Origin of the sequence: Psychrobacter maritimus (assembly GCF_904846345.1) — a bacterium.
GTDB lineage: Bacteria > Pseudomonadota > Gammaproteobacteria > Pseudomonadales > Moraxellaceae > Psychrobacter > Psychrobacter maritimus.
This window is the reverse complement of the sequence record NZ_CAJHAJ010000004.1, coordinates 141,833-156,177: the sequence shown is the minus strand read 5'-3', so window position 1 is coordinate 156,177 and position 14,345 is coordinate 141,833. Positions and strand designations below refer to the sequence as shown.

At 43.6% G+C, this 14,345-nt stretch carries 11 protein-coding genes; 9 read left to right on the top strand and 2 right to left on the bottom strand.

Annotation, left to right across the window (positions count from 1 at the left end; translation table 11 throughout):
* Nucleotides 1-94: 94 nt before the first annotated feature.
* The 6 genes from JMX50_RS07205 to ppc all read left to right on the top strand — a co-directional run bounded on the left by JMX50_RS07205 (nucleotide 95) and on the right by ppc (nucleotide 9,331).
* Entirely contained in the window at nucleotides 95-1,087 is a 993-nt protein-coding gene (locus JMX50_RS07205; protein ID WP_201629022.1) for a proline racemase family protein, read from the top strand.
* A 124-nt stretch (nucleotides 1,088-1,211) separates the two neighbouring features.
* Complete coding sequence (locus tag JMX50_RS07200; RefSeq protein ID WP_201629021.1) at nucleotides 1,212-2,459, top strand: NAD(P)/FAD-dependent oxidoreductase; 1,248 nt, start codon at nucleotides 1,212-1,214, stop codon at nucleotides 2,457-2,459.
* A 96-nt stretch (nucleotides 2,460-2,555) separates the two neighbouring features.
* The gene (gene dapA, locus JMX50_RS07195) at nucleotides 2,556-3,419 is read left to right on the top strand and encodes a 4-hydroxy-tetrahydrodipicolinate synthase (RefSeq protein ID WP_201629020.1); all 864 of its coding nucleotides are present in this window, start codon (nucleotides 2,556-2,558) and stop codon (nucleotides 3,417-3,419) included.
* Nucleotides 3,420-3,472: 53 nt separating this feature from the next.
* On the top strand, nucleotides 3,473-4,957 hold the full coding sequence (locus JMX50_RS07190; RefSeq protein ID WP_201629019.1) for an aldehyde dehydrogenase: 1,485 nt from the start codon (nucleotides 3,473-3,475) through the stop codon (nucleotides 4,955-4,957).
* 60 nt (nucleotides 4,958-5,017) lie between these two features.
* A complete protein-coding gene (locus JMX50_RS07185; RefSeq protein ID WP_201629018.1) occupies nucleotides 5,018-6,466 on the top strand; it encodes an alanine/glycine:cation symporter family protein in 1,449 nt (482 codons plus the stop codon).
* A 90-nt stretch (nucleotides 6,467-6,556) separates the two neighbouring features.
* Nucleotides 6,557-9,331, top strand: coding sequence for a phosphoenolpyruvate carboxylase (gene ppc / locus JMX50_RS07180; protein ID WP_201629017.1), 2,775 nt, complete (start codon nucleotides 6,557-6,559; stop codon nucleotides 9,329-9,331).
* A 241-nt stretch (nucleotides 9,332-9,572) separates the two neighbouring features.
* On the opposite strand, the gene JMX50_RS07175 is transcribed toward ppc, so the two are convergent.
* The gene (locus JMX50_RS07175) at nucleotides 9,573-10,640 is read right to left on the bottom strand and encodes a maleylacetate reductase (RefSeq protein WP_201629016.1); all 1,068 of its coding nucleotides are present in this window, start codon (nucleotides 10,638-10,640) and stop codon (nucleotides 9,573-9,575) included.
* A gap of 54 nt (nucleotides 10,641-10,694) precedes the next feature.
* The gene (locus tag JMX50_RS07170; RefSeq protein WP_201629015.1) at nucleotides 10,695-11,612 is read right to left on the bottom strand and encodes a LysR family transcriptional regulator; all 918 of its coding nucleotides are present in this window, start codon (nucleotides 11,610-11,612) and stop codon (nucleotides 10,695-10,697) included.
* A 187-nt stretch (nucleotides 11,613-11,799) separates the two neighbouring features.
* Between JMX50_RS07170 and JMX50_RS07165 the strand changes: the two genes are divergently transcribed.
* From JMX50_RS07165 to catA, 3 genes are all read left to right on the top strand, one after another.
* Entirely contained in the window at nucleotides 11,800-12,972 is a 1,173-nt protein-coding gene (locus JMX50_RS07165; protein ID WP_201629014.1) for a muconate/chloromuconate family cycloisomerase, read from the top strand.
* A 42-nt stretch (nucleotides 12,973-13,014) separates the two neighbouring features.
* A complete protein-coding gene (gene catC / locus JMX50_RS07160; RefSeq protein ID WP_011513602.1) occupies nucleotides 13,015-13,305 on the top strand; it encodes a muconolactone Delta-isomerase in 291 nt (96 codons plus the stop codon).
* A 99-nt stretch (nucleotides 13,306-13,404) separates the two neighbouring features.
* Entirely contained in the window at nucleotides 13,405-14,328 is a 924-nt protein-coding gene (catA, locus tag JMX50_RS07155; RefSeq protein ID WP_149408309.1) for a catechol 1,2-dioxygenase, read from the top strand.
* The last annotated feature ends 17 nt before the right edge of the window (nucleotides 14,329-14,345 follow it).

Here is a 14,345-nt window from a genome sequence, read left to right as displayed (position 1 = left end):
TTACGAAACGGGGCATTCTATATCTATGCACTATTTATTAATAATTAAGTGCTACGAACACACCTTAATTCATGGATGAATCGGGAAGTTAATTATGTCTGCCATACTTTTTAATTTTAAAATCATTGATTCGCACACTGGCGGTGAGCCTACTCGCATGGTGTACGAAGGCTTCCCAAACCTTAATGGGTATACCATTCAAGAAAAACTCCACGACTTTAAACAAAACTTTGATCATTTACGCCAAAGCATCATTCTAGAACCACGTGGCAACGATGTACTTGTTGGCGCTTTACTGTGTGAGCCCACTGACCCTCGCGCCAAGGCTGCCGTTATTTTCTTCAATAATTGTGGCTATTTAGGTATGTGTGGTCATGGCACTATCGGTGTAATTGCCTCACTTGCTTATCAGAAAAAGATTACTCCAGGCGAGCATTACCTTGAGACAACTGTTGGTTTGGTAAAAGCTACTCTGCATGAAGACGGCAGTTGTAGTGTACAAAATGTACCTTCTTATCGCTACCAAAAACAAGTCGCAGTTCAAGTCCCGAATATTGGCCCTGTGTATGGAGATATCGCTTGGGGTGGCAATTGGTTCTTTTTAGTGAGTGAGCATCCTCAAGCCATCAAAGCGAGTAATGTCCAATCGCTTACCCAGTTTAGCTTACAAATCAAATCTGCACTTCATGAAGCTGGCATTACTGGCGCTAATAATGGCGAAATAGATCATATAGAGCTGTTTGGTCAGAGTGAGCTCGCTAGCGCCAATAGCAAAAGCTTCGTTTTATGCCCAGGTGCCGCTTATGACCGTTCTCCTTGTGGGACCGGTACCAGTGCCAAATTAGCTTGTTTGGCAGCGGATAACCTATTAGCTCCTGGGCAGACTTGGGTTCAAGAAAGCGTTATCGGTAGTATATTTAGCGCCAGCTATCAACCTGCTGAAAGGTTTAGCGAAAATCAGTCCGTTTCTCACCCTTATCCTGACAATACTATCATCCCTACAATTCGTGGTTATGCTCATGTCTGCGCAGAGACCTCTCTAATTGTCCAAGATAGCGACCCATTTAAATGGGGTATCTCTTTATAACGGCTTTGGTTCTTTTACAAACCTCTTCTAAGAGACATTTATAAGATTTTTAAGTAGGGACTAAAAGCAGTATTAGATCGATCAAGACGCAGCATATTAATAATCACAAGGAAGTGAGAGCAGCATGGGCAATCAAGAGTTTGATTTACATATTATCGGTGGCGGTATCATTGGCTTATGCGCTGCCGTGACTCTGCAAGATCGTGGAGTACAAGTTGCTATCCTAGAAGCTGACAAAGTCGCTTGCGGGGCCTCTTATGGTAATGCCGGTCATATTGCCACCGAGCAGGTCTTTCCTATTGCTGATGCCAATATATTGCAGCATGTACCAGCCATGTTATTAAACCCTGAAGGACCGCTACGCATAGACTGGCGCTACCTACCACGCTTAATGCCATGGGCTTTTAAGCTGCTACTAAATATGCGCCCAGAACCTTTTGCTCATAGCCATCAAGCCCTATTAGCTCTCAATACTCAAAGCCTACAAGCTTGGCAGAATTTCGCCGACAAATGGCAACTAACATCGTGGATTAAGGTAAAAGGATCTTTGTTGACGGTCGAAAAGAACACTAGCCTGTACGAATTAAAAGCGCATGGTAAGCGCCTTAACGATATTGGCGTGCCTAACGAACTGCTCTCTCAAACAGCGCTCTTAAACCTTGAGCCTGAGTTAAAGGATAACCAGCTGGGTGCTTTGTTTTTCCCAGAGACCGGGCATATCACTAATCTAGAAGCCATTACTCAAAAACTAAGTGATACATTCAGACAGCTTGGTGGTCAAGTCTTTGAAAACTGCCGTGTTTTGGGTGCGAAAGTGACAGCCGATGGCTTCACTTTAACGACGGCCAACCAACAAATTAATGCCAAAAAAGTCATGCTAGCGGCAGGCGCGCATTCTAAAGCTTTAGCCAAACAGTTAACGGGCGTCTCAGTCCCTCTCGATACGGAACGTGGTTATCACTTCATGCTCCCTAACGAGACCACACGCTTAAACCTACCCGTTTCGAGTATGGATCGTCGATTTATAATGACACCCATGGACACAGGATTACGCTTAGCAGGCACAGTAGAATATGCAGGGCTCGAGGCTCCGGCAAATATGATCCGAGCGCAAATGTTGCTCAAACAAGCACAATCAATGCTAAAAACCCCACTCGATAGTGAAAATGGCACGCAGTGGATGGGTTTTAGACCCTCGACCGCCGACTCGCTGCCCATTATCGACAAGTGCGGTTCCGTCCTTTTAAATTTTGGCCACCAACACTTAGGATTAACCCAAGCCGTCGTCAGTGCCGAGATGATCACAGCTTTATATTTCGATGAAACTCCTATTATAGACCCCGCTTCTTATCGTTTAAATCGTTTTAAATAATTAAGACCTTACTTCTATGATCATTCATAGAATCTTCACTGTCGCTATTGGCATGCTGCCTACTAACGACTTTTATCATTAAATAAGGATATTTATATGAACATTCATGGTGTTTTAGTCCCTATCGTTACTCCTTTTGATGCCAATGGTGATATTGACACGCAAACTCTAATCAAACTAGTCAATGTCTTTATAGAAAAAGGCGTCACCGGTATCGTAGCCTGTGGTACCACTGGCGAATACTATACTTTTTCACCTGAAGAGCGCGAGCTCGTCCTGAGTACTATTGCTGATACTGCCAAGGGGAAAGTCACTTTAATCGCTGGTATTAACAGCCTTTCGACTAATCATTCCATTGAGCTGGCACATCAAGCAAAAGCGCTGGGCTACGATGGTTTAATGCTATCAGCCAATCCTTATAGCCTTCCAGATCAAGAAGGTATTATCGCTCATTTCGAAAAAGTCGCTAATGCGACAGACCTGCCTATCATTATGTACAACTTTCCCGCGCGCGTAGGTGTGAGCATTGAATTTGAAACGGTCGCTCATCTAGCCAAACACCCAAATATCGCAGGCATTAAAGAAAGTAGTGGCGATTTCAGCCATGCGCTGCGCATGCTACAAGCAAAATTTGACAATTTCGAAGTAGTTTGTGGTTGTGATGATCAACCGGTTGACTTCTTCTTTTGGGGTGCAAAAAGTTGGATCGCAGGTGCGGCTAACGTTTTCCCTGGTGAACAGGTTGCTCTATTTAAAGCGACACAACAAAACGATTGGAATCGTGCTAAAGAGCTGATGACTCACATGTACCCTGCGATCCATTCTATGGAGTCTGGCAACTATAATCAAAAAGCTAAAGCCGGATGCATCAACGGTACCATCGATGTCGGATCTGTACGTATACCATTGATTCCCATGTCAGATGAAGATACCCAAACGTTCTTAACGCTATTGTCATAGTCGTTAAGCTATCTTCGTATCGACAATACCACTTTATATAAAAGGACAGTCTAATGAGTATGACCACAGCGCAAGTATTCGAACTCTCAAAAAAACAACAACTTTGGGCAGGCCATCTTATAGCCGCTGAGCAGGTCTCAGACGCTACACTGCCTAACCATAGTCCTATCGACAATAACTGTATCGGTAGTATTGCTAAAGGCAATCATCAGGATGTTGACCTTGCGGTGATTGCAGCTCGTAATGCTTTTGATAATGGAGAATGGCGTCGGATGTCGCCTGCAGAGCGCAAAGTTGTAATGCAGCGCTGGTGCCAGTTAATGCATGAAAACATTGATGAGCTTGCAGCCTTAGATTGTGTCGATGCAGGCAAGCCAATCACAGAATGCCTCAACACCGATCTACCCGCTACGATCGAAACCTTTGAATGGTACGCCGAAACTGCTGATAAAGTATTTGGTAAGGTCGCACCTACTGGATCTGATGCACTAGGGCTTATCGTACAAGAACCAATTGGAGTGGTTGGCGCAGTATTACCTTGGAACTTCCCTGCACAAATGTACGCTTGGAAGGTCGCGCCAGCGCTAATAACCGGAAATTCAGTGATTGTTAAGCCTGCCGAACTAACGTCACTATCAGCTTATCGCTTGACGCAATTAGCGTATGAAGCCGGTGTACCAAAAGCGGCCTTACAGCTGATTTGCGGCCTTGGTGAAGAAGTCGGCGCGGCACTCGGGCAGCACATGGATGTCGATATGATTTCCTTCACCGGCTCTACCGAAGTCGGTCGATTATTTCTGCAATATTCTGCGCAAAGCAACCTAAAAGAAGTGGTCTTAGAGTGTGGTGGTAAGAGTCCACAAGTGGTGTTTGCCGATGCCCTCATCAATGAGCAAACCGTTGAGCATATTTTGTCAGCGGCTTTTTGGAATATGAGCGAAAACTGCAGCTGTGGCTCACGATTAATAGTGCACTCTAGCCAAAAGAAAGCTTTGCTGGGCCTGCTACAAGAAGGGCTCAAATCATGGAAAGTAGGCCTTCCCTATGACCCCGAAGTCGCTATTGGTCCTATGATCGAAAAGGCACATTTCGATAAGGTAGTTACCTATCTTGATACTGCTAAAACCGAAGGTGCTGATTTAATTGCAGGCGGGCGTATTCATGAGGAAGTTGGCAGTGGTTGGTATATCGAACCGACCATTTTTGATAATGTCAGCGCAGATATGACCTTGTTCAAGGAAGAAGTATTTGGTCCAATTCTCGCTATCACCAGCTTTGAGACTGAAGAAGAAGCCATCACGCTTGCTAATCAAAGTAGCTATGGCCTAGCTGCGTCTTTTTATACTCAAAACATCCACCGTGCTTTCCGTGTTGCAGCCGCTATAAAAGCAGGTACCGTCTCGATTAATGGCTTCTCTGAAGGGGATATTACGACGCCTTTTGGTGGTTATAAACAGTCGGGCTTCGGTGGGCGTGACAATGGCCTTGAGGCACTATCTCAATACACTCAAACTAAAACTATTTGGTTGGTAAATTAAGCAAGGACGTCCCAAGAACTAATGTCAGCGTAGCCAAAAACATTACAAGGAAGTAAAGTTATGGAAAACATCATTAATACCATCGTCGGGTATATTTGGAGCGACGCGCTGGTATATCTTGCACTAGGCGTCGGTATCTATTTTACTATCATGACCCGCGCTGTGCAGATTCGCTATTTTAAAGAGATGATCAAACTGTTATTCGATAAACAAACTTCATCAGCAGGGGTTAGCTCGTTTCAGGCTTTCTGTATGGCCCTATCCGGACGTATCGGTGTCGGTAATATTGCAGGGGTCGCAACGGCTATAGCAGCTGGAGGCCCTGGGGCTGTATTTTGGATGATTGTCATGGGAGTTTTAGGTGGCGCCAGTGCCTTTATTGAATCCACTTTGGCACAGGTTTATAAGCATAAGGTAGACGACCAATATCGAGGCGGTTCGCCGTTTTATATTGAAAAAGGTCTCAAGTTAAAGCCTTTTGCTATCGTCGTTGCTGTCGTGACTTGTCTCTCTTATGGTGTGTTAGTGCCTGGGGTTCAGGCAAATACTATCGCGGATTCTTTTAACACTGCATTTAATATCCCTCCATTTGTGACTGGTATCATAATTGTCATACTGCTAGCCATCATCATATTTGGTGGCGTCAAGCGTATCGCTAGTTTCGCTGGCAAGGTAGTTCCCGTAATGGCCATTGGCTACATTGTTATGATGGTAATTGTATTGGCCTTTAATGCTCACAATATTCCTTCTATGTTTGCGCTCATCTTCAAAAGTGCCTTTGGTATGGATGCTGTATTCGGCGGCATGGTCGGTACTGCTATCTCATGGGGCGTACGTCGCGCTGTATTCTCTAATGTTGCAGGGGCTGGAGAAGCTACTTTTAGCTCAGCCGCAGCAGAAGTTTCTCACCCTGCTAAGCAAGGATTGGTACAGAGCTTTTCTATCTACATTGATACCGTACTCGTTTGTACCGCTACCGCTTTGATGATTCTATCAACCGGAATGTATAACGTAACTACCCCAGAAGGGATGGCGCTGGTCGAGAATATGCCTGGCATTGAGGCCGGCACTGCATTTACACAAGCAGCGGTATCTACTGTTTTTAGCCAATACGGTAGTGGATTTGTCGCTATTGCTATTTTCCTGTTCGCATTCACGTGTTTGATTGCCTACTACTATATTGCCGAAACTACTTTGGTCTATTTGGATAACAAATTGCGCTACCCCATCCTTAAGCACTTACTAAAACTGATTTTTTTAATTGTTTGCTTCTCAGGCAGTGTCCAATCTGTCGGTATGATGTGGGCGCTAGGCGACATTGGCTTTGGCAGTATGTGTTACCTAAACTTTATCGCCATTTTACTCCTAAGCAAAACTGCATTAAAGGTGCTCAAAGACTACGATGCGCAGATGAAGTTAGGGGTTAACCCTATCTTTGATCCTAGAAAGGCGGGCGTGGATAATGCAGACTTCTGGATAGGCTACAGTGATGAACATGGTCATAAATAATGGTCTTACCTATTGTTTTAAACAATAGACTGCGATATAAATTAGCCTATCACGACTATTTCACCCACTAATTTAACGAGAAGGTTAAGGATGACTATAAATAATGACGTATTACGTGAACGCATCAGCTTATTAGGCTCATTCCTAGGAGATGCGATTTCTCGCCAGACGGGCGAAGAAACACTTAATACGATTGAAACCCTGCGTAAAGGTTTTATTCAACAACGCCGTGAGCCTAACGAAGCGAACAAACAACAACTCATCGACTTCATCGCCTCGTTAGATAATCAAACCTTAAAAAATGTCATCCGCAGCTTTTCTATCTATTTCTTTTTAGCAAATCTAAGTGAGGAAAATTACTTACGCGAGCAGCGTCATGCCTTGCGTATGCAATCCGATCAAAGCTGGGAAGGCTCGTTTCGCCGCACCTTGCTTGAATGTCGCGAACGCAATATTGAACCTGCCCAAATGCAAGAGCTCATTGAACAGCTAAAATTCATACCTGTCTTTACCGCGCATCCTACTGAAGCGCGCCGCCGTACGACCATGAATCTATTGCAGAGTCTATTTACTCATAGCGACGCCTTAAACAATCTTGCAGAAGACAGCTTTGCCTACGAACAAGCAAAAGAAAAAACGGCGCAAACGATTGATTTATTATGGTCATCGGATGAAGTGCGTACGCGTAAGCCATTAGTCTATGACGAGATAAATAATGGTCTGCATTATTTTAATGCCAGTTTATTCAATGCCATTCCAAAGGTTTATCGCAATATTAAAGACGCCATTGTTGATATCTATCCAGAGCTAACAGACTACCCGTTACCTGCTTTCATGAGCTTTGGCTCTTGGATAGGTGGCGATAGAGATGGCAATCCCTTTGTCACTCATGACACCACAGAAATGGCGGTATTGATGCATGCTGATACCGTGCTACGTCATTATCAAGTACTGCTAAAAAAACTGCGTCGTGAACTTATTCATAGCGATACGATTATCAATATTGCGCCAGACGTTTATGCTCGTATAAAAGCGTACGCCACTCTCGATCAAAAAGTATTTTATTATAATCCTGACGATTACAACAATGAGCCGTACCGCAGATTGTTGTCGATTATTCTTGCCAAAATAAAAGCGACCAATCGTCATATTCAAAGCAAAGGTACAGACCTCGACGCCGCACACGATGCTTACGCCAACCCTCAAGAGTTGTTAGAAGATTTACGCATCATTCGAAAAAGTGTCAATACTCATGACAAGGCTCATGGCGAAGGGCTATTACTCGATACGATTCGTCTGGTCAAAACCTGCGGCTTTCATCTAGCAGCGCTCGATATCCGCCAAGAGTCGTCTTATCATAGTGAAGTGATCGCCGATATTTTCGCCAATGCCTCAAATTTACCAGACTATCAGACTCTGGGTGAAACCGAGCGCCAAGAGTGGTTGACGCGTTTACTTGCAAAGCCGGGTACACCGCTCATCTATACCGATAATTTAACGGATAAAACCCGTGAACAATTGACTTTAATGAACTCAGTGGCCACATTACGTAAACTGGTCGGACAAGACACGTTCGGTAGTTATGTGATTTCGATGACCAACAACGCCAGTCAATTATTAGAAGTCTTACTACTGATGCGTTTTGCAGGCTTATGTAAGATTGATGATAAGGGGCAGTTGTCTGCTGACTTACCCGTCGCACCCTTGTTTGAAACCATCGAAGATCTTAAAAATATCGATAAGATCTTACCTGCCGTGTTGGACAACCCACTGTATCGAGGGTTGCTACAACACTCAGATAATACCCAAGAAATCATGTTAGGCTATTCAGATTCATCGAAAGATGGCGGTATTATTACGTCTGCATGGCAGCTTTATAGCGCGCAGCAAACCATTAACCGTATCGCTGCTGAATATGGTGTCAAAACACGCCTGTTTCATGGTCGTGGCGGTTCTGTCAGTCGTGGTGGCGGCTCAACGCATAAGGCGATCGCTGCTCAGCCCGCAGGGACACTGCATGGAGAAATTAAAGTCACTGAGCAAGGTGAAGTCCTTTATGCCAAATATGCCAACACCGATACTGCTGTGTTTGAGCTTACCATGGGCATCACTGGTACGCTTAAAGCGTGCTCAACAAGATTTGTGGTGCAACCGCCTGAACTACCAAATTATGAAGCACTCTTTGCACGTTTAGCAGATGCGGGTGAACAAAGTTATCGTACGCTTACGGACCATACCGAAGGGTTTTATCAGTTCTATTCACAAGTGACGCCAGTGCAGGAAATCTCTTTATTAAATATTGGCTCGCGCCCAGCGCACCGTAATAAAGGCCTGCCAAGTAAGACAACCTTGCGGGCGATTCCTTGGGTATTTGGTTGGTCTTTAGCGCGCTTTACGCTGCCTGCTTGGTATGGCGTAGGTAGTGCTCTTCATAGCGTTAAAGAAGACGAAGCTTTAATGAGGGAGATGAACAGTTGCTGGCCATTTTTTAACGTATTTATTAGCAATATTGAAATGGCGTTTACCAAATCTGAGATGAGCATTGCTCAGGCTTATAGCCAGTTATGTGAAGATGAGGGATTACGTGAAAAGATTATGCAAGCGGTAATCGATGAGCATCATCTAACCTTCTCAGGTTTGAACTCTTTGCTTAATCAGACATCGTTATTGGCGCATCAGCAAAGCCTTGCCGCGTCACTACAATGGCGAAATGCTTATTTAGATCCGATTAATTACATCCAAATTGAGTTGTTAAAACGTGCCAGACAAAAAGACGCTACAGATAATGACGATGATCTTGCTGTTGAAGATCCATTAATCCGTAGTATCAATGCTTTGGCAGCGGGTCTACGCAATACGGGTTAATGACTGACGTGATTGAATAATTGCTGAGAGAGTATGCATGGGTAATTACTTATGTGTACAGCTCAGCAAAGTCGTTGTCAGCGAGATGGCTTACTTTATACAAGTGCAGTTCATTTGGTTGTTAGTGGACTTGCCAATTTGTTAGCGAATAATATTGTCACAGCACCCTGTTTGTTTGATATGTGCTCTCTGATAATTTTGAGGTAGTTCAACTTTGAAATCTACGGATTTATAATGATATTTAAGCAGGCGGCAAACCTTTATAAGCTCTTTGTAATAAGCCTTCTAGTTCATCGTAATTGTATTCACGAGGATTATAATAAGGGCTGTCACACACCATCCTTGCCACATCAGCGGGGCCTTCTTTGGGCAAGCCAATATCTTTTAAAGCCAATTCAATATCTAGAGACTGGTTTAGACGGTAAATTGCCAAGCCAACTTCTTCACGGCTGCTGACGTCCAAAGCCTCTGCCAGTCTATCCATCGCTTCAATATCAGCGTTACGATTGTAATGTACTGAATACGCAAGCGTAATGGCATGTGCTTGCGCATGCGGTAGGTTAAAAGTGCCACCTAGGGTATGGCAGATTTTATGGTGAATGGCCATACCAACCGAACCAAGACAAACACCCGCAAGCCATGCACCATAGCTTGCTTTTTGGCGGGCTGAAATATTGGTGAGCTCTTTGACAATCACAGGCAAGGAAGACTTTAATGCTTTGATAGATTCAATCGCCATCAGGCTGATGATTGGGTTTTTGTCCTCAGCATATAACGCTTCTACAGCGTGTGCCATAGCATTCATACCTGAGCAAGCTGAGATTTTAGCGGGTAATGCTTGGTTTAGCTTCGGATCATAAATCACTACCTTAGGTAGGGCATGACTGTCTTTGCCAGTGGTTTTTAGATTGTTTTTGGTCAAACCATAAATGGCTGTCATCTCGCTACCGGCATAGGTAGTCGGTATGGCAACGATAGCTAAATGTGTTTTTAAAGCAATTATTTTGGCAAGTCCAATTGTAGAGCCGCCGCCCAAAGCCAGACAACAATCAATATCACTCTCTTTGGCAAATTCTACTGCTTTATCTGTCACGTCAACTGGCACATGCATGACAGCATGCGGATACAGGCCTACACAGATTTCTTGTAGTTCTTTTGCCAATTTACGACCCGCTTCTTCTTGACCCGCTGTCGTAATCACTAATACCTTATGATAACCATGCTGAAGTAATATATCTTTGGTTTCAGCTGACTTTCCCACGCCAAAATGAACGTCAACTGGTAAGGCTTTATAATGAAATTCTTGCATAAAACCACCCTTTTATGAGTTCATATTAGGATTCTTAATGAGTGCAGAGTGTGCTCAAATTTGCTCACGCTTATAATCAAACCCTTCTTCATCGTAAATCTGATAAGTCACGTCCAACAATGTTTTTAATAGCTCTGATTTGTCAAAGTGTCTCACACTCATGACAATAGGCGAGGTTAAAAGCCCGTCCTCGAAAGGAATATAAGTCACTTCCTGACTCCGCAGATGCTCAAGCGTTTTTGGTACGATAGTCAAGCCCTCGCCTGCTGCTACCAACCCTAACGCAATATGCAGCTCACGTACCTCAGTAAAATAGTTTGCTTTTAGATTACGTGCCTCAAACAACTCTAAGACATAGTCAATAAAACTAGGACGAGGTGCCATCGGATATAACAATAAGTTTTCATTGGTTAAGTCCATTAAACGAATGCTCTTTTGCTTCTCTTGTGCCAAACGATGTTTAACAGGAACAGCTACAACTAAGCTCTCCTCTCTTAATAGTAATCGCCTAATAGAAGCCTCTTCGAATAATAACCTTCCATAACCAACATCTATTTTACCCTCTACCAAGCTTTGTGTTTGCTGCCAAGAGTTTAACTCATATAACTTAATTTCTATATTTGGATAGACCTCTCTGAAGCGCGCAATCACTTTTGGCAATATGCCATATAATATCGACGATACAAAACCTATAGAGAGTGAGTTGTCAAAATTACCCTTACGAAAAGTCATAGCACGCAGATCATCTGATTTCTTTATTATCTGCAGAGCATGATCATAAAAAAACTCGCCAGCTTCAGTAAGTTTTAAAGGGCGATTGTCCCTATCAATGAGCGTGACGCCTATCTCTTCTTCTAATTGTTTTATCTGACGGCTCAGTGGTGGTTGTGAAATAAACAAACGCTCTGCTGCCTTATTAAAACTTTTTTCCTCTGCCACTGCTACAAAGTAGCGTAAATGTCTCAATTCCATTGAATGTTATTCCTTGAGTGATCTATAAGCTTATCGATACCTAAAGAACATAACATGGTGCGGGTTGGTTATCAAAATACCTAAAAGGTATTAATAATAGACTAAATGGGTCTTAGACATGTCGTTATACAGCAACTATAGTTCTTATTAAGCATAAGGAAGCAGCATTAACTTAATAGGGACTGTTATGATTCGTTCAATTAATACTTTATTGGTACCGATACCTACTATAAGAGCTCATAAGCTCGCTTGTACCGTTATGAACGAACAAGTTTTGGTGTTGGTGCACATTCAAACAGAAGATGGCTATGAAGGTTGGGGTGAAGCAACCACCATTGGCGGTCTAAGCTACGCAGAAGAAAGCCCTCATAGCATCAAGACTAATATCGACACCTACTTTACGCCTCTGTTATTAAAAGAACAGCCTACTAGCACAGCAAAAGCCATGCAGCTGCTAAGTCTTCATATCAATGGCAACCGCTTTGCAAAGTGCGCGATTGAAACTGCCCTACTCGATATCGAAGGTAAACGCCTAAACCTACCAGTAAGTGAGCTGATTGGTGGTCGTGTTCGTGACCGTATCGAAGTGGCATGGACGCTTGCCAGCGGCAATACAGCGACCGATATCGCCGAAGCTAAGCGCATGATTGAGCAAAAGCGCCATCGCATTTTTAAATTAAAAATCGGTAGCAATCCGATTATTGATGATGTTGCCCACGTATTGGCTATCAAAAAAGCGCTGCCTGATTGCCGCATTACAGTTGATGTTAACCAAGCATGGACAGAGCTTGAAGCAATGCAAGGTATTAACCTATTGCAAGCTGGCGGCGTTGATTTAATAGAACAACCTGTCTCAATGCGCAATAAAGCCGCCCTAAAACGCTTAACCGAACATTTTGATGTGGCCATTATGGCGGATGAAATTGTCCAAGACGCTCAGAATGCTTTTACCTTAGCAGCAGATCATTGTGCTGACGTCTTTGCCGTGAAAATCAATCAAGCAGGCGGATTAAAAGCAGCATGCTTAATCGGACAAATGGCACATCTAGCAGGTATCGAGCTCTATGGTGGCACTATGCTTGAAGGTCCTATCGGTACAGCCGCATCCGCCCATGTATTCTCGACCTATCCCAGTTTAAATTTCGATACAGAACTTTTTGGTCCTTTACTATTAACCGAAGACGTTTTAGTACAGCCTCTTGATTATCAAAATTTTGGTTTAAATGTACCTACGGGCGCAGGTCTTGGTATCGAAGTAGATAGCGATAAAGTCTATCACTACGCCAAACAAGCAATAAATAATTCACTTAAATCATCGAAGCCGCAATTTGCCACTAATGCTCAAACTGAAATACTGTAACAGCTAACAAAGTTACCCGTCATCAAATATAAGGAAATAATTATGTTATACCACGTCAGAATGGATGTCTTAATCCCAACAGATATGGACGCCGACAAGGTCAACGAGCTTAAAGCCACCGAAAAAGCATTATCACAAAAGCTCCAAGAGCAAGGTAAATGGCGTCATATTTGGCGCATAGCCGGTCAGTACTCTAACTTCAGTATCTTTGATGTTGAGAGTAATGAAGAGCTACACGACATTATGATGTCATTACCGCTCTATCCGTACATGAAGGTTGAAGTGACACCATTGTTACGTCATCCATCATCTGTTCGTAGTGATGACAGCTAAAGCAAGCCAGTACAGCTGATATCAGAACCTATAAAAACTGAGTAAGAATACTCACTGTAATTACCCCTTAATAAAACAGTCCTCAACAAGGAGAGAGACATGGAACGCAGCCAAATTGAAGCATTAGCCACTCAGTTCATCAAAGGCAAAATCGACTTCCCTGAGCAAGTCAATCCACGCGTACAAGAGATTGTCTTGCGTATCGTGACCGACCTTATGCAAACCATTAACGACTTAAAAATCACTGCAGATGAATATTGGTCTGGCGTTGAGTTTATCGGTGATTTGGGCAAAGAAGCTGGTTTATTATCACCAGGCTTGGGTTTCGATCACTTCATGGATTTAATGATTGAAGAGGATTTAAAAGCAGCCGGTCTTGACGGTGGTACTGTGCGTACTATTGAAGGTCCACTCTATGTCGCTGGTGCGCCAGAAGAAAAAGGCTTCGCGCGTCTAGATGATGGCACTGACCTTGACAATGGCACCGTGCTATTTATGCAAGGCACTGTTTATGGTGAAGATGGAAAGCCTCTTCCAAATGCAAAAGTTGAAGTGTGGCATGCCAACAGCTTAGGTAACTACTCTTTCTTTGATGAATCACAGTCTCATTTCAACTTACGTCGTAGCATCATTACCGATGAAAACGGAAATTATGCATTCCGCAGCATCGTGCCGCTAGGTTACTCGGTACCACCAGAAGGAATGACGCAAAAGGTATTGGGCGCGCTAGGACGTCACGGTCATCGCCCAGCTCACATTCATTTCTTTGCCAGTGCTGATGGTCATCGCAAACTGACCACGCAGATTAACATCGATGGCGATGAGTACCTATGGGATGACTTTGCTTTTGCAAGCCGCGAAGGCTTGGTACCAGAGGTAACGATGGTCGAAGACGCGGACAAGCTAAAAGAAAAAGCGCTTGATAAGCCTTACGCAAGTATCGACTTTGACTTTCATTTAGTAAAAGACATTGACCAAGCTATACAAGGCAGCGAAGTAGAACGCCGCCGTGCTCAAGGTTAATGAGCACTCATATTAAA

Bases quoted from the DNA above. Each gene is read 5' to 3' on its own strand.
- JMX50_RS07205 (WP_201629022.1), top strand. From the start codon at position 95: ATGTCTGCCATACTTTTTAATTTTAAAATCATTGATTCGCACACTGGC.
- JMX50_RS07200 (WP_201629021.1), top strand. From the start codon at position 1,212: ATGGGCAATCAAGAGTTTGATTTACATATTATCGGTGGCGGTATCATT.
- dapA (WP_201629020.1), top strand. From the start codon at position 2,556: ATGAACATTCATGGTGTTTTAGTCCCTATCGTTACTCCTTTTGATGCC.
- JMX50_RS07190 (WP_201629019.1), top strand. From the start codon at position 3,473: ATGAGTATGACCACAGCGCAAGTATTCGAACTCTCAAAAAAACAACAA.
- JMX50_RS07185 (WP_201629018.1), top strand. From the start codon at position 5,018: ATGGAAAACATCATTAATACCATCGTCGGGTATATTTGGAGCGACGCG.
- ppc (WP_201629017.1), top strand. From the start codon at position 6,557: ATGACTATAAATAATGACGTATTACGTGAACGCATCAGCTTATTAGGC.
- JMX50_RS07175 (WP_201629016.1), bottom strand. From the start codon at position 10,640: ATGCAAGAATTTCATTATAAAGCCTTACCAGTTGACGTTCATTTTGGC.
- JMX50_RS07170 (WP_201629015.1), bottom strand. From the start codon at position 11,612: ATGGAATTGAGACATTTACGCTACTTTGTAGCAGTGGCAGAGGAAAAA.
- JMX50_RS07165 (WP_201629014.1), top strand. From the start codon at position 11,800: ATGATTCGTTCAATTAATACTTTATTGGTACCGATACCTACTATAAGA.
- catC (WP_011513602.1), top strand. From the start codon at position 13,015: ATGTTATACCACGTCAGAATGGATGTCTTAATCCCAACAGATATGGAC.
- catA (WP_149408309.1), top strand. From the start codon at position 13,405: ATGGAACGCAGCCAAATTGAAGCATTAGCCACTCAGTTCATCAAAGGC.